The organism is Aliidongia dinghuensis (assembly GCF_014643535.1).
GTDB classification, from domain to species: Bacteria; Pseudomonadota; Alphaproteobacteria; order ATCC43930; family CGMCC-115725; genus Aliidongia; species Aliidongia dinghuensis.
In genome coordinates this window covers 131,723-150,325 of the sequence record NZ_BMJQ01000006.1, presented here as the reverse complement: position 1 = coordinate 150,325, position 18,603 = coordinate 131,723, and the positions used below count along the sequence as shown (strand labels likewise).

The 18,603-nt window shown below is 67.0% G+C and carries 20 protein-coding genes; 6 read left to right on the top strand and 14 right to left on the bottom strand.

The window, feature by feature from the left end:
- Positions 1–12: 12 nt before the first annotated feature.
- The 8 genes from IEY58_RS13020 to IEY58_RS12985 form a co-directional block, all read right to left on the bottom strand.
- Positions 13–675 (bottom strand): TetR/AcrR family transcriptional regulator, encoded by a 663-nt coding sequence (locus IEY58_RS13020; protein WP_229743692.1) that lies wholly within the window; start codon positions 673–675, stop codon positions 13–15.
- A gap of 171 nt (positions 676–846) precedes the next feature.
- The gene (locus tag IEY58_RS13015; protein WP_189046347.1) at positions 847–1,374 is read right to left on the bottom strand and encodes a P-loop NTPase family protein; all 528 of its coding nucleotides are present in this window, start codon (positions 1,372–1,374) and stop codon (positions 847–849) included.
- A 75-nt stretch (positions 1,375–1,449) separates the two neighbouring features.
- The gene (locus tag IEY58_RS13010) at positions 1,450–2,802 is read right to left on the bottom strand and encodes an ATP-binding protein (protein ID WP_189046345.1); all 1,353 of its coding nucleotides are present in this window, start codon (positions 2,800–2,802) and stop codon (positions 1,450–1,452) included.
- A complete protein-coding gene (locus tag IEY58_RS13005; protein WP_189046344.1) occupies positions 2,778–3,440 on the bottom strand; it encodes a response regulator in 663 nt (220 codons plus the stop codon). Before IEY58_RS13005 ends, IEY58_RS13010 begins: the two co-directional genes overlap by 25 nt.
- 31 nt (positions 3,441–3,471) lie before the next feature.
- Entirely contained in the window at positions 3,472–3,870 is a 399-nt protein-coding gene (locus IEY58_RS13000; protein WP_189046343.1) for a histidine kinase, read from the bottom strand.
- A gap of 45 nt (positions 3,871–3,915) precedes the next feature.
- Complete coding sequence (locus IEY58_RS12995; protein ID WP_229743691.1) at positions 3,916–4,713, bottom strand: COG4705 family protein; 798 nt, start codon at positions 4,711–4,713, stop codon at positions 3,916–3,918.
- 94 nt (positions 4,714–4,807) lie between these two features.
- Complete coding sequence (locus IEY58_RS12990; protein WP_229743690.1) at positions 4,808–6,127, bottom strand: sensor histidine kinase; 1,320 nt, start codon at positions 6,125–6,127, stop codon at positions 4,808–4,810.
- Entirely contained in the window at positions 6,124–6,864 is a 741-nt protein-coding gene (locus IEY58_RS12985; RefSeq protein WP_189046341.1) for a response regulator, read from the bottom strand. The genes IEY58_RS12990 and IEY58_RS12985 overlap by 4 nt, the downstream gene beginning before the upstream one ends.
- Before the next feature lie 237 nt (positions 6,865–7,101).
- Between IEY58_RS12985 and IEY58_RS12980 the strand changes: the two genes are divergently transcribed.
- Both IEY58_RS12980 and maiA read left to right on the top strand, forming a co-directional pair.
- On the top strand, positions 7,102–8,901 hold the full coding sequence (locus IEY58_RS12980) for a cytochrome c biogenesis protein DipZ (RefSeq protein WP_189046339.1): 1,800 nt from the start codon (positions 7,102–7,104) through the stop codon (positions 8,899–8,901).
- A 48-nt stretch (positions 8,902–8,949) separates the two neighbouring features.
- Positions 8,950–9,585: a maleylacetoacetate isomerase gene (gene maiA / locus IEY58_RS12975; RefSeq protein WP_189046337.1), complete on the top strand. Its 636-nt coding sequence runs from the start codon at positions 8,950–8,952 to the stop codon at positions 9,583–9,585.
- Between the two features lie 53 nt (positions 9,586–9,638).
- Here the strand turns inward: maiA and IEY58_RS12970 are convergent, their stop codons facing one another.
- On the bottom strand, positions 9,639–10,382 hold the full coding sequence (locus IEY58_RS12970) for an SDR family NAD(P)-dependent oxidoreductase (protein ID WP_189046335.1): 744 nt from the start codon (positions 10,380–10,382) through the stop codon (positions 9,639–9,641).
- 42 nt (positions 10,383–10,424) lie between these two features.
- Entirely contained in the window at positions 10,425–10,814 is a 390-nt protein-coding gene (locus tag IEY58_RS12965) for a DoxX family protein (protein WP_189046333.1), read from the bottom strand.
- A gap of 170 nt (positions 10,815–10,984) precedes the next feature.
- Here IEY58_RS12965 and IEY58_RS12960 point away from each other — a divergent pair, with 170 nt between their 5' ends.
- The gene (locus IEY58_RS12960) at positions 10,985–11,350 is read left to right on the top strand and encodes a winged helix-turn-helix transcriptional regulator (RefSeq protein ID WP_229743689.1); all 366 of its coding nucleotides are present in this window, start codon (positions 10,985–10,987) and stop codon (positions 11,348–11,350) included.
- A gap of 108 nt (positions 11,351–11,458) precedes the next feature.
- On the opposite strand, the gene IEY58_RS12955 is transcribed toward IEY58_RS12960, so the two are convergent.
- The 3 genes from IEY58_RS12955 to IEY58_RS12945 all read right to left on the bottom strand — a co-directional run bounded on the left by IEY58_RS12955 (position 11,459) and on the right by IEY58_RS12945 (position 13,203).
- Positions 11,459–12,454, bottom strand: coding sequence for a nitrilase-related carbon-nitrogen hydrolase (locus IEY58_RS12955; RefSeq protein ID WP_189046330.1), 996 nt, complete (start codon positions 12,452–12,454; stop codon positions 11,459–11,461).
- A gap of 72 nt (positions 12,455–12,526) precedes the next feature.
- Positions 12,527–12,985 (bottom strand): MarR family winged helix-turn-helix transcriptional regulator, encoded by a 459-nt coding sequence (locus IEY58_RS12950; RefSeq protein WP_189046328.1) that lies wholly within the window; start codon positions 12,983–12,985, stop codon positions 12,527–12,529.
- Between the two features lie 80 nt (positions 12,986–13,065).
- Complete coding sequence (locus IEY58_RS12945) at positions 13,066–13,203, bottom strand: hypothetical protein (protein WP_189046326.1); 138 nt, start codon at positions 13,201–13,203, stop codon at positions 13,066–13,068.
- A gap of 396 nt (positions 13,204–13,599) precedes the next feature.
- Between IEY58_RS12945 and IEY58_RS12935 the strand changes: the two genes are divergently transcribed.
- Positions 13,600–14,652, top strand: a complete 1,053-nt coding sequence (locus IEY58_RS12935; RefSeq protein ID WP_189046324.1) for an alpha/beta fold hydrolase — start codon at positions 13,600–13,602, stop codon at positions 14,650–14,652.
- Between the two features lie 74 nt (positions 14,653–14,726).
- Positions 14,727–16,160: an MATE family efflux transporter gene (locus tag IEY58_RS12930; RefSeq protein WP_189046322.1), complete on the top strand. Its 1,434-nt coding sequence runs from the start codon at positions 14,727–14,729 to the stop codon at positions 16,158–16,160.
- Here the strand turns inward: IEY58_RS12930 and IEY58_RS12925 are convergent.
- A complete protein-coding gene (locus IEY58_RS12925; protein WP_189046320.1) occupies positions 16,157–16,891 on the bottom strand; it encodes an SDR family NAD(P)-dependent oxidoreductase in 735 nt (244 codons plus the stop codon). The genes IEY58_RS12930 and IEY58_RS12925 overlap by 4 nt on opposite strands.
- 82 nt (positions 16,892–16,973) lie before the next feature.
- Between IEY58_RS12925 and IEY58_RS12920 the strand changes: the two genes are divergently transcribed.
- Positions 16,974–18,554: an acyl-CoA synthetase gene (locus IEY58_RS12920; RefSeq protein ID WP_189046318.1), complete on the top strand. Its 1,581-nt coding sequence runs from the start codon at positions 16,974–16,976 to the stop codon at positions 18,552–18,554.
- Positions 18,555–18,603 lie beyond the last annotated feature (49 nt).

Below are 18,603 nucleotides of genomic sequence, written 5' to 3'. Positions count from 1 at the left end.
CTAGGCGTGGCCCTATTGCTTGTGGGCTCGATTTTCGATGGCGTCGCGGCAATCGGCCCGGCAGGCGTCAAGTATTTCATCGGCCAGGGAAGAATCGTCAGGACAGGCTCTTGAAAGGATGACGGCTCCGACGGCCTGAGCAAGGACGCTGATGGCTTGCGCTCGCATGCCGCCTCTGGGAGCGGAATTTCGGGCTATGCCGTCCTCAAGCGCGCACACGAGCTTCTCGATGCCTGCGGCAAAAACGGACTTCGTTTCATCGGGCTGCCGAGCAGCATCGCAACTCAGCGCGGCGGCCGTACACCCTTGCCCGGGCGCGTCCCGGTGTTCGCGCGAGATATAGAGTTCCATGACCGCGACGGCATCTTGACCTGCATAGCGCTCCAAGGTCTCGCGTAAACCTTTCTCGGCCGTCTCGGCAATCAGGTCCTCCTTGGACCGGAAGTGGTTGTAGAAGCCGCCATGCGTGAGCCCGGCACGCTCCATCAGCTCCGCTACTCCGACGCCATCGAAGCCATGCTCGCGAAACAGCTCGGACGCGATAGCGACGATCCGCTCGTGGTTTTCCCGCTTTTTTTCTTTCGTGATGCGCACTTCGCGACCCTTTCGGTGGCCATATCCAAGCCTATGATGACGATCGCCATTATAGCCTGACCTTTCGATTGTGATCATCATTATAGAGGCCCCAATAGGCAGCCTCATGCCTCAGGTACCGGGCGCCGGTCTTGGAGAATGTCGCAAGGACTAGAGATGGCTATGCTGGGCGCGCTGCCGCCCCCTCGGTAGGGGGCCGAACGTCCGTTTTCGGGATCGCCCGCTCGGAGGCCTTGCGACCTACTTGGGTCGTCACCGGCCAAGCCCTTGCAATCGATAGAAATTGCCGATTTCTCTTGCTGATCCGAGCCTGATCTTGGGGAGTTTGATCCCGTCGAACATCTCGTCGTAACGCTTGCGGTTGTCGCGGGTTGTGGCCGCGATGTAGTGGAGCATCTCCCACTTGACGCTGTCTTTGCCTCCGTCGAGCCCGCCGATCCGGTTCCGCTCGAACCAGCATCGGCGCAGATATCGTACGAGGCTGGTTGCCGTGGACGTATCCAACAGGATGAAGCCGGTCGCGCGTTCGAGCCGCTGCGGCAGGCATCGGGTGTAATTGCCCTCCATGACCCAGCTCGCCCCTGCGATCGCTTGATCATGCAGGGCGATGAACTCGTCGCCGGGGCGAGGTTCCCAATCGGTATTCGGCAGATGGTAGAGCTGGTCCAGATGAACTGGCGCCAGACCGCGCGCGGCCCCGATGGCGTTTGCCAAGGTGGATTTGCCGCTATTCGACGGTCCCATGATGCAAATGCGAGGGCCGAGGGCATCGAGTCTCATCTGCGGGATTGTAGGTCCGCTTGTGAGGGCACTGCAATGTTGCCACAACGGCTTAGACGGCTCGTGCGCGGAAATTCAAACTGAGACACTACCGCCGGGAAGGGTGACGGTGACCCGGAGCCCGCCGTCGTTGGACTGCCCCAGCGCGACGCTGGCGCCGAGCCGGTCGGCGATCGTCTTGACGATGGAGAGGCCGAGCCCGGACCCGATCTCGCCGCTGCCGAGCACCCGATAGAACGGGTCGAACACCCGCGCGCGTTCGGCGGGCGGGATGCCGGGCCCGGTGTCGTCCACCCGCAGGATCGTGCCGCCGGGCGTCGTCTCGACCGCCAGATCGATCCGCCCGCCTTCCGGCGTGTAGCGGATCGCGTTCTCGACCAGGTTCTTCACCAGGATCATGAGGTCCGGCTCGTTCGCCTGCACGACCACGTCGCTGCGGCTCACCACGCCGATGTCGAGGCGTTTCGCTTCGGCGAGCGGCATCAGGTCTTCCAGGACCTGCCGGAACACCTGATCGAGGGACACGGGTCCCGTTTCGCCCGTCTCCCGCTGCGTCCGGGCGAGCGTCAGGAGCTGGTCGAGCAGCGCGCGGGTCCGCCGGATGCCGGCGCGGAGGGCGGCGAGGCGCTCGCGCGCCTCGTCCGACATTGCTGCCTCCTCCAGCCGTTCGGCCTGGAGCGAGAGCGCCGTCAGCGGCGTGCGCAGCTCGTGCGCCGCGTCGGCGACAAACCGGCGCTGGGCCGAGAGCGACTGCGCGACGCGGGCCAAGAGCCGCTTGATCGCGACCACGAACGGGCGGATCTCCGACGGCACGCCGTCGTCGGCGATGTCCTGCCAGTCTCGCTCCGAGCGGAACTCGAGCTCGGCCGCCATCCGTTTCAGCGGCCGCAGCATGTTGCGGACGATATAGCCCGCCAGCAGCGGCAGCAGCAGCACGAGGCTGAGGAGCGGCGCCACCGTTCTGAGCGCACTGCTGCGCGCGATCTCGTCGCGCACGGCCGTCTGCTGGCCGACGAGGATGCGGGCGCCGGGGTCGAGCGTCTTGACGAACAGCCGCCACGGCACGCCGGCGATGGTGACGGTCTGCAGCCCGTCCGGCAGGTCAGCATCCACGCCGGGCAGCTCGCCATCGGGCGCCCAGGCCCCCAGCGGCTGCTGGCGCAGCACGACCAGGCGCGACTCCGGCTCGATGTCCGTCACGTCGGGCGCCATGTTGGGGCCTTCGGCCGGCGGAACCGAAAAGCGATGGCGGCCGATCAGGGAGGCGGTCAGCCGGAGCTGATCGTCCTGCAACTCGATCGCCTCGTCGAATGCGGAGGCGAAGGAAATGACACCCGCGGCGACCGCGACCCCGATGATGGTCAGCGACAGCCATAGCGACAGGCGGAATTGCAGCGACCGCGTCAATCGCCCTTTGGCACCATCCATCCCACGCCCCTGACGTTCTTGATCTTGTCGGTGCCGAGCTTCTTGCGCAGGGCGTGGATCAGGAACTCGACCGCATTGCTCTCGACCTCCTCGCCCCAGCCGTAGATCCGGTCTTCGAGGTCGCTGCGCGACAGGATGGCGCCCGGACGGACCAGCAGTGCCCGCAGCAGGGCGAATTCACGTGCCGTGAGGCGCGTCGCCGTGCCGTCCGCCTTGGCCTCGTGCGTTGCCGGGTCGAGCGACAGGATGCCGTTGGTGAGGACCGGGCCCGAGCTGCCGCCCTTGCGCCGGATCACCGCCCGCATCCGCGCCAGCAGCTCCCGCATGTCGAACGGTTTCACGACATAGTCGTCGGCGCCATGGTCGAGGCCCAGGATGCGATCCTCGACCGCATCCCGGGCCGTGATGACCACGACGGGGACCGCATTGCCGCGCGAGCGGGTCGTGCGCAGGATGGCGACGCCGTCCTTCTCGGGCAGCCCCAGGTCGAGCAGCACGACGTCGTAGGCCTGGCTGTCGAGCGCCGTGGTGGCGCCGCCGCCGTCGCGCACCCAGTCGACGGCATAGCTCGCGTCCTTCAAGGCACTCGCGACGGCGCCGCCGATCATGCCGTCATCCTCCACCAGCAGCACCCGCATGCTCGACCTTCCGGCTGCTCGACGTTCCGGGTCAGACCACCCCGCTCACATGATCCATGGTCGTGAGCAGATCGGCCAGGGACTGCTTGCAGGTTGCCGCATCCGGCTTGCTGGCGCGGAGCGCCTCGAGCGCCCGGTCGATCGCCTTGTCGACCGTATGCCAGTCGGACGGCGCCCGGGGCTTCAAGCCGGCTTCGGCATCGTCCCAGGCCTCCTCGAGATCCTTGATGCGCGTCTTCGCGGCGGCGAGGTCGTCCTTGTCGGCCAAGGCCTTGGTATCGACGACGATGGTGCGGAAGGACGTGAGGTCGCCGAGCTTCGAAGCAGTCGCCGCCTCCGCTTGCGTGCTGAGCGGCGTCGCGGGCAGGAGCGGCCCGCCGATCAGCAGGGCCAGTGCGGGGACGAGGAATGCGGCGTTGGTGAACTTCATGATCAGTCTCTATCTGCGTTGGGTGAGAGGGGTGATCGGCCGGACTTAATCGTCCTGCGTCGTGACCGGCTGGATTTTCGCGGATCCTCGGCCGGTGCTGAGCAAGGCCACGAGGGCGGTGATGACGGTCAGGAAGACGAGGCTGGTCTTGACGGTGCCGAGACCGAGCCCACCGTAGGTCTGGGCCTGGGACAGGAGGTCGCCGAGCGAGGCGCCGAGCGGCCGGGTCAGGATATAGGCAAGCCAGAATGTCAGGACCGCGTTGGCGCCCCTGTAGTAGGCGAGCGTGATGAGCGCGATCAGCGCACCGAACACCAGGACGCCGACATTGAAGCCGAGGCTGAGCGCCTCCGTCGCGAGATCGCCCGCGGCCGTGCCGAGCGCGAAGGTGCAAAGGATCGCGGCCCAGTAGAAGAGCTCACGCCGGCGGGTGACGATCGTATGGATCGACAGGGTCCGCTCGACGCCGTACCAGACGGCGAAGGTGAGGGCGAGCAGGATGGAGAAGGCCGTCGTGCTGACATAGAGGCTGATGCCGAGCCGGTCGGTCAGCGCGTCGGTGATCTGGGTCCCGACGATGCTGACCAGAACGACGGTCAGCCAGTAGATCCACGGCACATAGCGGTTCTTGCCGAGCTGCGTGACCAGGGCGGCCACCAGCAGGGCGAACATGATTCCGCCCGTGATCGCGGTGCCGAGCCCGACATGCACCGCCAGGTAATCGGCGCCGGTCTCGCCGACGGTCGTCGACATGATCTTGATGATCCAGAAGACGAGCGTGACTTCCGGAACCTTGTTGAAGCTGAATTTCGGCCGTTCGGCCAGGGCCAATGCCATGTTCATGGGCGGCCATCCTGTCGCAAGTCAAAGGGAGGGCGTGACGCGCAGGATCATCGGCGACGAGACTTAGGCGAAGCTTAGGGGGCGAAACTTAGGTTCAGCGCAGCGTAACCTCGGCCGAGAGCCCGCCGCCCGCCCGGTTGCTTAAGGTCAGCGAGCCGCCGATCGCGAGCGCCAGCTGGTGGGCGATCGCGAGGCCGAGCCCGGTGCCGCCGGTGCCCCGGTTGCGCGACTGCTCGAGGCGGAAGAACGGCTGCAGCACGGCCTGAAGCTGGTCCGCCGGAATGCCCGGCCCGCGATCGAGCACCTTGATGGTGATCGCCTTGTCGTCGATCCGCTCGATCAGGACCTCGGCAGTGCCGCCGAACTTGAGGGCGTTGTCGATCAGGTTGGTCAGGATCCGGCGCAGCGCATGGGGGCGGGTGAGCATGGCGGCGTCGATGCCGCGGCCGAACGTCACGGCGGCTCCCGTGTCCTGGTAATCGAACACCAGGCTTTCGACGAACGAGCCGACGTCGATGCGCGACGGTTTCTCGGCACTGCCGTGGGCGCTCTTGGCATAGGTGACGCCCTCGCGCACCAGCCGCTCGATCTCCGTCAGGTCCTGGACGAGCTTGTCCTTCTCCGGGCTGTCGTCGGCCATCTCGGCGCGCAGCTTCATGCGGGTGATCGGCGTCTGCAGGTCGTGCGAGATGGCGGCCAGGATCTGGACGCGTTCCTCGAGGTAATGGGCGATGCGGTCGCGCATCGAATTGAACGCGGTCGCGGCATAGCGAACCTCGGCCGGGCCGCTCTCGTTGAGCCGCGGCACCTCCTTGCTCGGGTCGAGCGTGTCGACGGCGCGCGCGAGATTGACGAGCGGGCGGATCGCGAGGCGGACCGCGAACCAGCTGCACAGCACGAGCAGGACCAGCTGGGCAGCCAGCACGTACGGCAGCCAGGACGCGATCGGCATTATCCCGGGTTTGACGTCGATCGTGAGCGGCGCACCGTCGGTCAAGGTCAGATGAGCCTGCAGGCGCTCGCCCCCGCCCGGAACCGCGTCGACCGTGACGGGGATAGCTGGGCCCGCGGCCCTGCGGATGGTCGCGGCGATGAGCGCGCCGCGATCCGTGAGCTCCGGCACGCCGGCGCGGCCGGGACCCAGGACATAGCGATAGGTGCCGCGGTCGAGCCGATCGAGCCACTGGGCGCGCTCGTTCGCCGGCAGCCGGTCCAGGATGGCGATCGAGGTCCCGACATCCTGAGTGAGCGTGCCCAGCATCACGGTCTTGGCCGCCTGCATGCGCTCCTGATAAAGCGCGCTGAAGGACAGGCCGTAGGCGACCAGCAGGCCGGCAAGCAGGATCAGGAACAGCCGCGATCCCAAGGTGCGCGGCCACAGCCGGAGGCGCGGCGCTGTCAAGGCGATGCTCACGCCCGGGCCTCGGCGACCTCGACGGGCATCGAGAAGACGTAGCCTTCGCTGCGCACCGTCTTGATGTAGGTGGGCTCGCGCGCATCGTCGCCGAGCCGCTGGCGCAGCCGGCTCACGAGCAGGTCGATCGAGCGGTCGAACAGCTCCGCCTCGCGGCCCTGGGTCAGGTTGAGCAGCTGGTCGCGATTGAGCACGCGCTGCGGATGATCGAGGAACACGCGCAGCAGCCGATATTCGGCGCCGCTCAGCGCAACGGCCGTGCCGTCGGGCGTCAGCAGGTGGCGCTCGACCGTGTCGAGCCGCCATTGGCCGAACGCCAGCAGCTGGCCCATCTCCGTCACCTGCAGATTGGGCGGCAGCATGCGGGTCCGGCGCAAGACGGCCTTGATCCGGGCGAGCAGCTCGCGGGCGACGAAGGGCTTCGCCAGATAATCGTCGGCGCCCATTTCGAGGCCGAGAATGCGGTCCGTGTCGTCGTTGCGCGCCGTCAGCATCAGGATCGGCGTCGCGCGATGCTTGCCCGAGCGGAGCTCGCGGCAGAGCGTCAAGCCGTCGTCGCCCGGCATCATGACGTCGAGCACGATAAGATCGACCGTGTTCGCCTCGATGAATTGCCACATCTGCCGGCCGTCGGCCACGATCGTGGCGCGCAGGCCGTTCTTCTTCAGGTAATTCGAGACCAGCTGACGGATCTCGCGATCGTCATCGACGATGAGGATATGATCGACGTGATCCACGGGCCCACTTCCATTCCGGCTGCTGGACGAGACATTTACGCTCTATCCGGAAAATAGCGAGGGGGTACGGCCGGGCAGTTTGTACCGGAATGTACAGAGGTGCCGCTTTACGACGCTTCGTTACAGTTTCGCCCGGGACGGGACACATGCGGGATACAGGCATCGGGCCTGATGCAGCGACCGGCCGAGGCCGGCCGATGCGCGCCGGCGCACCGGGTCTGTTCGAGGGAACTACCGATGGCCCTTCTCGTCATTGCCTATCTGGGCGGTGTGCTGACGATCCTCAGCCCGTGCATCCTGCCCGTCCTGCCTTTCGTCTTCGCGCGCGTGGGACACGGGTTCGCCCGCAGCACGTTGCCGATGCTTGCCGGGATGGCGCTCACCTTCTCGGCCGTCGCGACGCTGGCGGCCGTCGGCGGCGGCTGGGCGGTCGAGGCCAACGAATACGGCCGGTCCGTGGCGCTGGGCGTGCTCGCCGCCTTCGGCCTGGCCCTGGTCTCGCCGCGGCTGGCGGCCGTTCTGACAAGGCCGCTCGTCGCGTCCGGCAACGGGCTGCTCGATCGGGTCGGCCAACCGGGTGGCGCGCCCACGGATGCTGCGCCGACAGTCGGGCGCTCCCTGCTGCTCGGCATCGCGACCGGCCTCGTCTGGGCGCCCTGCGCCGGCCCCGTCCTCGGCCTGGTGCTGACCGGGGCGGCCCTCCATGGCGCCAACGCCCGGACGAGCCTGCTGCTGCTCGCCTATGCAGCGGGGGCGGTCACCTCGCTTGGCCTGGCGCTCCTGATCGGCGGGCGGGTCCTTGCGGTCATGAAGCGGGCGATTGGTCCTGGCGAATGGCTCCGCCGTGGCCTGGGAGCTGCCGTGCTTGCGGGCGTCGCTGCGACGGCGATCGGTGCCGACACCGGCCTCATCGCGCGCTTCTCCGCGTCCGGCCCGGCGCATCTCGAGCAAGCGCTCATCGACCGTGTCGCTCCGGACAAGCCGCAGCCGGCGACGGACCGGGGCGGCCGCATGATCCTGGCCGCGGCGACCGCGCGCCCGACGCCCCATCTCGACCTGCCGGTCGAAGGCGAGTTGCCGCCGCTCGACGGCGCGGTCGCCTGGCTGAACTCGGCGCCGCTCTCGCCCGGAGCGCTGCGCGGCAAGGTCGTACTGGTCGATTTCTGGACCTATTCCTGCATCAACTGCATCCGCACCATCCCCTACGTCCGCGCCTGGGCCGAGAAGTACAAGGACCAGGGCTTGGTGGTGATCGGCGTCCATACGCCGGAATTCGCCTTCGAGCGGAAGATCGACAATATCAAGCAGGCGATCGGCGATTTCCGGATCGACTACCCGGTCGCGGTCGACAGCGACTACAAGATCTGGCAGGCGTTCGAGAACAACTACTGGCCGGCGCTCTACTTCATCGATGCCAAGGGGCAGATCCGCTATCACCAGTTCGGTGAAGGCGGCTCCGCCAAGGCCGAAAAGGTCATCCAGTCGCTGCTGGCCGAGGCCGGCGCGCCGGTGGCTGGCGGGTTGGCGGCGGCGAGCGAGCCCGTGACGCCGGATGCGCATGGCGCCGAGGCGGCACCGGATCTCCGCCACATCCGGTCGCGTGAGACCTATCTGGGCTTCGACAAGGCGTCGAACTTCGCCTCGCCCCAGGGGGCCCGGGCGAATGCGGCGCGCGACTATACGGTGTCGGCGCTCGGCCTCAACGAATGGGGGCTCACCGGCAACTGGACCGTGGGAGCAGAACGGGCCACGCTCAATCGGCCGGATGGCGGCATCGCCTTCCGCTTCAGCGCCCGCGACCTGCATCTCGTGCTCGGACCCGGCGCCACCGGAAAGCCGGTCCGTTTCCGGGTGACGATCGACGGCACGGCGCCGGGCGAAAGCCATGGCGCCGACATCGACGCCGACGGCAACGGCACCGTCACGGAAACCCGCCTCTATCAGCTCGTGCGCCAAGCGGGCGACGTCGGCGAGCGGACCTTCGAGATCCGCTTCCTCGACCCCGGCGTCGACGCGTTCGTCTTCACTTTTGGATGAGCGGTCTCATCCCGTCTCTGCCAATAATTCCCCTCAAGGAGATCGACGATGAAATTCTATGAGAACGAAGTTTCCTCCGCCGCCGCCCGCGTACGCATCGCACTGGCATTGAAGGGCCTCAAGGTCGAGCGGCAGCTGATCAACATCTTCGGCGCCGATGCCGAAAGCCGGCAACCCGGCTATCGCGAGGTCAATCCGCAGGGCCTGGTGCCGGCACTCTTGACCGACAGCGGCGTGCTGCTGACGCAGTCGCTGGCGATCATCGAATACCTGGACGAGCTTCAGCCCGAGCCGCCGCTCCTGCCCAAGGACCTCGAGGCCCGGGCGTTCTCGCGCTCGGTCGCTCTCGCGATCGCGGCCGAGATCCATCCCCTGCTGCCGCCCCGCATCGGGCTTCATCTCAGCACGATCCCCGGCATGGACGCGAACGGCATCGCCGAGTGGAACCGGCACTGGATCCGGGAAGGGATGACGGCGATCGAAACGCTCATCGCCGGCCGCCGGACCGGTCCGTTCGTCGTCGGTGACCGGCCGTCGATCGGCGATATCTTCCTGTTCCCGCAATCCATCGGCACCGAGCGCTTCGGCTTCGATCTCGGCCAGTGGCCGAACATCGCCGAGATCGTCGCCAACCTGCGGGCGATCCCGACCTTTGTCGAGAACGGGCCCCAGCCGAGGAAATAGAAACGACAAATGCGCACACGCGGTGCTTCGACGAGGCGCCGCGTGTGTGCCAATCACCGCGCGCTGTCGATGATCGAGCCGCCGTCGGGGGTGAGACTATAGCCCGTCAGAAACTGCGCATCCTTGCTCGCGAGGAACAGGACGACCGGCGCCACATCCTCCCCCGGCGACCCGAAGCGGGCGAGTGCGTTGGTCGGCGGAGGCATATCGGCGGCCGCGCCCCATGTGTCCGCGACCGGCAGAACGTTGTTCACGGTGATCTTGTCGGCACCCCATTCTCGCGCGGCGGTCCGGGTAAGGGCGCGCACCGCCTCCTTTGCCATGTTGTAGGGGCCATAACCCACCAAGCCGATGACGCCGGCCATCGAGCCGAAGTTGACGACGCGGCCCTCGCCGCTCGCTTTGAGGTAGGGATAACAGGCCTGCATCATTCGCAGATAGGCGATCGGCCCCATTTCGAAATTGCGCTGCAACTGCTCCACCGAGAGATCGATGATGGACGAGAAAGGCGCGGACGGATCGAAGGCGTTGTTCACAAGGATGTCGATCCCGCCATAAGCTGTGGCCACCTTGTCCACCGCCGCCCTGATCTGATCGGCATCGCCGATGTCGCAAACGACGCCGAGCGCGGTGCCGCCAGTGGCTTCAATATTCGCGACGACCGCGTTCACATTCGCGGGCGTGAGCGAAAGGACGGCGACTTTCGCCCCTTCCGCCGCGAACAGCTTTGCGGTGGCGCGACCAATGCCGCGACCGGCGCCCGTGATAATGGCGACCTTTCCGGTAAGGCGACCCATATTCACCTCCATTCGATAGTGTGTTGATTGTTTCACGGCGCGTCAGAGCATCGCCGCCTGCCCGTAGGGCGACGGGGCTTCGCGAGCGGCGTTCTGCGTAGCGAAAGAGACGGCCAGCAATGCGAGACCGATCATCGCCGGCAGAGCGCCGCGGGGCTTGCGGACACCGAGGTGCGCCAAACCGGACAGCAGCAGGTGATAGAAGATGCCGGCATAGGCGAGATCGCTCAGCGCCAGGCTGAAGCGCGACAGGATCGCCGCCACGCCTAGAACTTTCACGGCGATCATGACCGGCACAAGGTAGGCGGGGTAACCGAGACCGGCGAGAACCTGACGAACCCAGTCCCCTTTAGTTACGTACATATAGGCGGAGGTCAGATACAGCAGGGACAAAAGCGCCGTGCTGATCCAATACATGAAGATTGCGGCCATGAGCTCTTCCTGATTGCCGTTTCGGCAGCAACGGCTCTCTTATCAACTTCGCTGATTGGTCTGGGCGCGTGTTTTAATCTGCGCGCCTGCAGCACGCATTGAAAATGTCGGCTAAGATCAATGTTCGCAAGTAGGATGAAATACTTGCTGTTAGTATGGAAAACCAGACCATGGCCGATAAAGAGATCAACATGCACGAGGAGATGCGGCGCGCATTCGCGCTGCTCTCCGGCAAATGGAAGCTGGAGATCATGTGGCTGCTCAATCAGCGGGTCTACCGCTTCGGGGAGCTGAGAAAGGCAATCCCCGGTATCACCCAGCACATGCTGACGGCGCAATTGCGCGAGCTCGAAGCGGATGGTCTGGTTTCGCGCACCGTGTTCGCGGAAGTACCGCCTCGCGTCGAGTATGAGATCACACCAAAGGCGCGCGGGCTTGGTCCCACGATGGAAGCGCTGACTGCCTGGTGGAACGAGTATGGAAAGAGCGTGCCGGCAAAACCGGCCACGCGCGGCCGCAAAACCAAGGGCGGCTGAATCTTGCGGCGAGCCGGCACCGGGACCGATATGCGCAGCCGGCCGGGCGGCTGCGCGCGGTGCCTCGCCGAGGCACCGCGTCCTTACTAAGGGGGATGGGCCGCAGGCTTACGCGACCTCGGCGACCCGCTCCTCCGCGACGGCCGTGCGCTCAGCCTTCGGCTGCGTGCTGCGATCATGGATGATGAGGGCGGGCGTCCGATCGATCTGCAGGCTCAGCAGTTCGGGGCGGCCGTAATGACCGCGTGCATCCATTATTTGCTTGCGCCGGTCGATCTCGGCGAAGTCGAGATCGGCGATCACTTCGCCTTCGCCGGCCGTGAGCGGCTCGCCGATGATCTGGCCTTGCGGATCAACAATGGCGGTGAAGCAGCCGCCGGAAATCGGCCCAATGGCGCAACCCGTATCCTTCATGATCCGGGCCTGTTGACCGGCATCGAGCCACGCCGTGGCGTTGACCACGAAGCAGGCGGACTCGAGCGCGTGCTGGCGGATGCTGACCTCCATCTTGTCCGCGAACGGCTGGCCGTACGCCGATCCGGGATACATGGCCGAGTGAATCTGTTCGCCGTCGGCGATGAGGGCGTAGCGCGCCAGCGGCATGAAATGCTCCCAGCAGGCGAGCTGCCCGATGCGCCCGACGGCGCTGTCGACGGCGCGCAGGCCCGAGGCGTCGCCCTGGCCCCAGATCATGCGCTCGTGGAAGGTGGGCGTGAGCTTCCGGCGACGCTGGATCAGCGTGCCGTCCGCGTCGAAGAGCAGCTGCGTGTTGTAGATCGTCCCGCCGTCGCGCTCATTGACGCCGATCGAGACGACCATGTTCGCCGCCTTCGCGGCCTCGCCGATGGCGTGCGTCTCGGCGGACGGGACCGTAACCGCCTCTTCGAGCAGACGCAGGTGCTCCTTCCCGGTCATCAATTCGAGCGGCGTCTGCACGAAGGAGAAATAGGGATAGTAGGGGACGAGCGTCTCGGGGAAAGTCGCGAACTGGACGCCCTTTTCGCCCAGCTCCCGGATCTTCTTCACGACTTTCTCGACCGTGCCCTGCCGGTTGTACAGTACGGGGCTGATCTGCACGGCGGCGGCCTTAACGATGGTGCTCATGGCATGTTCCTTTCAGGTTGATGTGTGTGAAACCGCCATGCCGTTTGTTGTAGATACAACATGGTGGGTTGCTTACTCCTCGAGCGGGATACTGTCGGCCACGCCGACGATGGCGGCGGCGCCCTCGCGGCCGAGCAGCTGCCGCGCCGTCACCTGCGCGGATCGCCACGCCGGTGCCGCCGAAATCAGGAGTTCCCGGCCGGCGTCAGATATGACGAGGGGGCGGCGCCGGGCGCCTCCTTCGGAAACCATCTCCTCGACCCAGCCCTCCGCCAGGAGGAGCGCGAGATTGCGCGTCAGGGTCGAGCGCTCCTGGTAGTTGGCGCGCCCGATCTCGGCGCGACTGGCGCCGCCGAGCTTCGAGATGAGGACCAGCAGCGAGAATTGCGGCGCATTCACGCCGTAAGGCCGCAGCGCCTGGTCATAAATGTTGGTGATGATGCGCGATATTCGGCGCGTGCGGGTCAGCAGGCAATCACGTGTGATCTCGCCAACCACGCCGGCATCGGCCGTCCCAGTCTTCGTGCTCATCATGGTTTCCATAGGGACCGGCGCGGTGGCCGGCGGGAAGGCGCTTTCGCCCTCCCATTGGCCTTAATCGTCTGCCGCCGTCACATCGGGCCCGGCCGGCTTACCAGAGAGGCGAAGTGCTGCGTCGTCGTCTCGGGCGTAACAGTGCTGCAGGCGACGAGCGTCGTCGCGACGAAGACGAGGCCGAGCAGCGCGGCCAGACGAGGCATCGTTTTCATTTCCATCCATCCTTCGTTTTCTGATCGTCCGCCATGGGGGTGGCGGCTGCCGCTCATGCGGCCGAGAACGGCGGCTCGGTGCCGCGCGCCGCACCATCCCGGTCGCCGGTGGTGTGGGTCTTGCCCGTGTAAAGCACCTTGTCGATTTTGCTCATGATGTTCGCTTTCCCGAGCTTGCCACCGGGCGCCTCCGGCCCGGTTGCCAATGGAATGGGGAGCGAAGAGCCGAAGCGGGATAGGTCGGCGGTGGGTGAATTGTACCGGAATGTATCCGGCTCGCCGGTTTCTACATCCGCTTTCAAATTCGCCACCGAGCGACACACGAGAGATACACGGCGACCGTCTTCTCCTTCCCGGAAGACGCCAGTCAGCTGAAGCGAAAAAAGGACCCATCCCATGTCTCAAGAGATCAATCTGCCGCGCCGCCGCTTCTTCGGGGCCGCTGCCGCAACCCTCGCCGCAACCCAGCTGGGCCTGATCGGCGTGGCCGAGGCCGAGACTGCGACGGCGAAGCCGACGCGCCTGCCGGCGGTCAAGCCGGGGGCGCACACATCGTTCGGGCCGCTGAAGCAGATCGATGCCGGCGTGCTCAACATCGGCTATGCCGAGGCCGGCCTCGTCGGCGCGCCCGCCGTCATTCTGCTGCACGGCTGGCCCTACGACATCCACAGCTATGTCGACGTCGCCCCGCTGCTGGCAGCGGCCGGCTATCGGGTGATCGTGCCCTATCTGCGCGGCTACGGCACGACGCGCTTCCTCGCGACCGATACGGTCCGGAACGGCCAGCAGGCGGCCCTGGCGACCGACATCATTGCCCTCATGGATGCGCTCAAGATCGAGAAGGCGATCGTCGCCGGCTACGACTGGGGCGCGCGCACGGCGGATATCATGGCCGTGCTCTGGCCGGAGCGTGTGAAGGGCCTGGTCTCGGTCAGCGGCTATCTCATCGGCAGCGTCAAGGCCAACGAGCAGCCGCTGCCGCCCAAGGCCGAGCTCGCCTGGTGGTACCAGTTCTACTTTGCGACCGAGCGCGGCCAGCTCGGCTATGACAAGTACCGGCGCGATTTCGCCAAGCTCATCTGGCAGCTCGCCTCGCCGAAATGGCACTTCGACGATGCCACGTTCGAGCGTTCGGCCACGGCGTTCGACAACCCCGACCATGTCGCGATCACGATCCATAACTACCGGTGGCGGATCGGCCTCGCCAATGGCGAGCCGAAATATGACGACTTGGAAGCGAAGCTCGCCGCCATGCCGCCGATCGCCGTGCCGACGATCACGCTCGAGGGCGATGCCAACGGCGCGCCGCACCCGGAACCGGCGGCCTATGCCAATAAATTCTCCGGCAAGTACACGCACCGGACCCTCACGGGCGGCATTGGCCATAATTTGCCACAGGAGGCACCGCAGGCTTTCGCCCAGGCGGTCGTCGACGTCGACCGTCTCTGACCAAACCCATCCTGGCCTTCCAGGTTGGGCTGGCGTACCGTGGTCCGGACCTCAACTTTCAGGCGAGGTTCGGCATGGGTAAGCAGCTCGGTACGACGGGTGCGGCGCGGGTGAGTCGGCTCTGCCGGGGGCCGATCATCCCGACGTTGCTGGCACTCGCCGCCCCGATGGTGCTGGTGCTGAGCGTCCAGGCGTCCATCAACCTGGTCGAGACTCACTTCATCGGCGTGCTCGGCACCGATGCGCTCGCCGGTGCGGCGCTCGTGTTCCCGGTCGCCCTCCTGATGCAGATGGTGGCGTCGGGCGGGCTCGGCGGCGGCATCGCGTCTGCAGTCGCGCGCGCGGTCGGTGCCGGCGAACGGGGCCGGGCGGCGGCGCTCACCGCCCATGGGCTGGTGCTCGCGACCGTGGCCGGGCTCGCCTCGTGCTTGCTCGGGCTTCTGGCCGGCCCGGCGCTCTATCGCACGCTCGGCGGCAGCGGTCCGACGCTCGCGGCGGCGCTCGCCTATTCCAATACGATCTTTGCCGGCATCGTGCTCATCTGGTGGTCGAACGCGCTCGTCTCGGCGCTTCGTGGCAGCGGCGACATGGCGACGCCGGCGCTCGTCATCCTGCTGTCGGCGGGTGTCGCCATGGCGCTCTCGCCGTGCCTCATCCAGGGGCTGGGGCCGTTTCCGCGCCTGGGCCTGGTCGGCGCCGGCCTCGCGTTCCTGTCCTACTACGCGTTGTGCACGCTGGGCTTCCTGGCCGTGCTGGTGTTCGGCGACGGCGGGCTCGTGCCGGGCCGGCCAGCACGGTTCGACCGATTGCGGTTCGATCGGGCGCTCTTCGGCGACATCCTGTCGGTCGGGGGGCTTTCGACCGTGATGACCCTGCAATCGAGCCTGTCGACCGTCGTGGTGACCGGCCTCGCCGGCGGCTTCGGCAGCCTGCTGCTCGCCGGCTACGGCATCGGCTCCCGGCTCGATGCGCTGCTGGTGCCGCCGCTGTTCGGGCTGGGATCAGCCACCGTCACCATGGTCGGCATCAATGTCGGCGCCGGCGAGACGCAACGGGCGGAGCGGATCGCCTGGCTGGGGGCGCTCGTCGCAGCCCTCGCCATGGAGGCGATCGGCCTCCTCGTCACCGTGAAGCCGCGGCTCTGGCTTGGCCTGTTCAGCGACGACGCCGCCGTGCTCGCGGCCGGCGCGCGCTATCTGCGCGCGGTGGCGCCGTTCTACGGCTGCCTCGGCGTCGGCACGATCCTGCATTTCGCCGCCCTTGGCGCCGGCCGGCCGCGGGGTCCGCTGGTCGCGATCAGCGCGCGCATGCTGGTCGCGGCCGGCGGCGGGTTCATCGTCGTCCACCTCTTCGCCGGCGGTCCGCACCGGCTCTTCGTCATGGTCGCGGGCGGCCTCGTCGCCTTTGCCGTCGTCAATGCCGCCGCCGTGCTCAACGGCTCGCTGCGCCGAGGCGGGCGCCCGATCGGCTCTGCGCAGCCGGCGCGCCCGCCCAAGATGCCGGCTTAAGACGGCAGCAGCCCGCCCGCCATGAAGCCGCCGTCGATGACCAGGACATGGCCGGTGACGAAGCCGGCCTCGTCGCCGGCAAGATATGTGGCGGCGGCCGCGACCTCGTCGGTCGTGCCGTAGCGGCCGAGCGGCGTGCGCTCGGTCCAGCCGGCGCGCTCGGCGCCCGTATGCATGGTAGCGGACAGCGGCGTCTCGATCGGCCCCGGCGCCAGCGCATTGACGCGGATGCCGTGGTGCGCCAGCTCGACCGCCATCACCTCGGTCAAGGCGACGATGCCGCCCTTGGAGGCGCCATAGGCGGCGCGGCCGACGTTGCCGCGCAGGCCCGAGACGGACGCGATGTTGAGGATGGCGCCGCCACGCCCGGCCGCGATCATGGCGCGAGCCGCCGCCTGGCCCATGAGGAAGGTGCCGCGCAGGTTGATCGCGAGGATACGGTCGAAGAGCGACGCCGGCGTGTCGAGGAACGACCGGCTCTGGCCGATGCCGGCGGAATTGACCACGAGATCGAGCCGGCCGTGGAGCGTCACCGTCGCATCGACCAGCCGATGGATCGAGGCCTCGTCGCCGACGTCGGTCTCGTGGAACAGGCCGGGTAGAGGGTCGAGCGGGGACTTCAAGTCGGCGATGGTGACGCGGGCGCCCTCGGCCGCGAAGCGGCGCACGATGGCGGCGCCGATGCCGCTTGCCCCGCCGGTGATGACCGCGACTTTGCCGTCGAGCCGCATGGCTTCCTCCCTTCAAGCGGTTTTCTTGCCGCTATTGAACGGCTCATACTGCCGTCAAGCAAGCGAATGGGAGGGGGCGCAGATGCCCAAAGTGATGAATCTTGGCCGGCTCTTGACCCAGGCCGCGGAGCGCTGGCCGGAGCGCGCCGGCCTCGTGCAGGGCGAGCGGAGCTGGTCCTGGGCCGAGCTCGAACGGCGCACCAACGCGATGGTTGCGGCGCTGCGCCGGCGCGGGATCGCACCCGGCGACCGGGTGATGATCCATGCCCGCAACGGCCTCGTCATGTTCGAGAGCCTGTGGGTCGCCTTCAAGCTGGGCGCTGTCTGGGTCCCGACGAATTTCCGCCTGACCGCGACGGAAGTGGCCTACCTGGCCGAGGCGAGCGGTGCCAAGGCGATGATCTACGACCGCGGCTTCGAGGACCATGCCGATGCGGCGCGCGTAGCACAGCGGGACCTCGGCCTCGTGCTGGCGATCGGCACGCCCAGGCCCGGTGAGGCCGCTTACGAGGCGCTTGTGGCCGAGCCGTTCGAGGCGGCGGAGGCCGAGCCGGCCGAGGTCGATTACGACGATACGCTCTGGTTCTTCTACACCTCGGGCACGACCGGCCGGCCCAAGGCGGCGATGCTGACCCACGGCCAGATGGCGTTCGTCGTGACCAACCACCTGGCCGACCTGATGCCGGGGGTGGACGACAGCCACGCGTCGCTGGTGATCGCGCCCTTGAGCCATGGCGCCGGCATCCATGCGCTGGCCCAGGTCGCGCGCGGCGCCAAGAGCGTGCTGCTCTCGACCGAGCGCTTCGACGGTGCCGAGGCCTGGGAACTCGTCGAACGGCATCGGATCACCAACATGTTCACGGTGCCGAGCCTGCTCACCATGCTGGTCGACCATCCAGCCGTGGATACGGTCGATCATTCCTCGCTGCGCCATGTGATCTATGCCGGCTCGCCCATGTACCGGGTCGATCAGAAGCGCGCTTTGGAAAAGCTCGGACCCGTTATCGTACAATATTACGGGCTGGGCGAGGTGACCGGGAACATCACCGTGCTGGCGCCGACGCTGCATTCGCTCGACGATGCGACGTCACCGGCGCCGATCGCTAGCTGCGGCGTCGCGCGCACGGGCACGGAGATCGCGATCCTCGACATTGACGGCAAGCGCCTGCCTGCCGGGGAGAGCGGCGAGATCTGCGTGCGCGGGCCGGCCGTGTTCAAGGGCTATTTCAACAACCCGGCAGCCAACGAGAAGGCGTTCGCCCACGGCTGGTTCCACACCGGCGACCTGGGCTTCCTGGATGCGCGCGGCTTCCTCACCATCACCGGCCGGGCGTCGGACATGTATATCTCCGGCGGCTCGAACGTCTATCCGCGCGAGATCGAGGAGGTGCTGCTCGCCCACCCGGCCGTGGCCGAGGCGGCGGTCGTGGGATTGCCGCATCCGAAATGGGGCGAGGCCGGCATCGCGGTGCTGGTGCTGCGCCCCGGTGCCGCGGCGGACGCGGCCGAGATCCTGGCATTCCTCGACGGCAGGATCGCCCGCTACAAGCGGCCGGCACGCATCGTCATCTGGCCGGAGCTGCCGAAATCCGGCTACGGCAAGGTGCCGAAAGCGCTCGTGAAGCAGCATCTGGCCGAGCGCGGCGAGGATCAACTGGCGTAGAGAAAAGAGGAAAGGGCCCGGTGTCCGATCCCGGGCCCTTTCCGGACGC

Excerpts from the sequence above, each read along its gene's own strand:
- IEY58_RS13020 (WP_229743692.1), bottom strand. The coding sequence starts at position 675 with ATGATGATCACAATCGAAAGGTCAGGCTATAATGGCGATCGTCATCAT.
- IEY58_RS13015 (WP_189046347.1), bottom strand. The coding sequence starts at position 1,374 with ATGAGACTCGATGCCCTCGGCCCTCGCATTTGCATCATGGGACCGTCG.
- IEY58_RS13010 (WP_189046345.1), bottom strand. The coding sequence starts at position 2,802 with ATGGATGGTGCCAAAGGGCGATTGACGCGGTCGCTGCAATTCCGCCTG.
- IEY58_RS13005 (WP_189046344.1), bottom strand. The coding sequence starts at position 3,440 with ATGCGGGTGCTGCTGGTGGAGGATGACGGCATGATCGGCGGCGCCGTC.
- IEY58_RS13000 (WP_189046343.1), bottom strand. The coding sequence starts at position 3,870 with ATGAAGTTCACCAACGCCGCATTCCTCGTCCCCGCACTGGCCCTGCTG.
- IEY58_RS12995 (WP_229743691.1), bottom strand. The coding sequence starts at position 4,713 with ATGAACATGGCATTGGCCCTGGCCGAACGGCCGAAATTCAGCTTCAAC.
- IEY58_RS12980 (WP_189046339.1), top strand. The coding sequence starts at position 7,102 with ATGGCCCTTCTCGTCATTGCCTATCTGGGCGGTGTGCTGACGATCCTC.
- maiA (WP_189046337.1), top strand. The coding sequence starts at position 8,950 with ATGAAATTCTATGAGAACGAAGTTTCCTCCGCCGCCGCCCGCGTACGC.
- IEY58_RS12970 (WP_189046335.1), bottom strand. The coding sequence starts at position 10,382 with ATGGGTCGCCTTACCGGAAAGGTCGCCATTATCACGGGCGCCGGTCGC.
- IEY58_RS12965 (WP_189046333.1), bottom strand. The coding sequence starts at position 10,814 with ATGGCCGCAATCTTCATGTATTGGATCAGCACGGCGCTTTTGTCCCTG.
- IEY58_RS12960 (WP_229743689.1), top strand. The coding sequence starts at position 10,985 with ATGGCCGATAAAGAGATCAACATGCACGAGGAGATGCGGCGCGCATTC.
- IEY58_RS12955 (WP_189046330.1), bottom strand. The coding sequence starts at position 12,454 with ATGAGCACCATCGTTAAGGCCGCCGCCGTGCAGATCAGCCCCGTACTG.
- IEY58_RS12950 (WP_189046328.1), bottom strand. The coding sequence starts at position 12,985 with ATGAGCACGAAGACTGGGACGGCCGATGCCGGCGTGGTTGGCGAGATC.
- IEY58_RS12945 (WP_189046326.1), bottom strand. The coding sequence starts at position 13,203 with ATGAAAACGATGCCTCGTCTGGCCGCGCTGCTCGGCCTCGTCTTCGTC.
- IEY58_RS12935 (WP_189046324.1), top strand. The coding sequence starts at position 13,600 with ATGTCTCAAGAGATCAATCTGCCGCGCCGCCGCTTCTTCGGGGCCGCT.
- IEY58_RS12930 (WP_189046322.1), top strand. The coding sequence starts at position 14,727 with ATGGGTAAGCAGCTCGGTACGACGGGTGCGGCGCGGGTGAGTCGGCTC.
- IEY58_RS12925 (WP_189046320.1), bottom strand. The coding sequence starts at position 16,891 with ATGCGGCTCGACGGCAAAGTCGCGGTCATCACCGGCGGGGCAAGCGGC.
- IEY58_RS12920 (WP_189046318.1), top strand. The coding sequence starts at position 16,974 with ATGCCCAAAGTGATGAATCTTGGCCGGCTCTTGACCCAGGCCGCGGAG.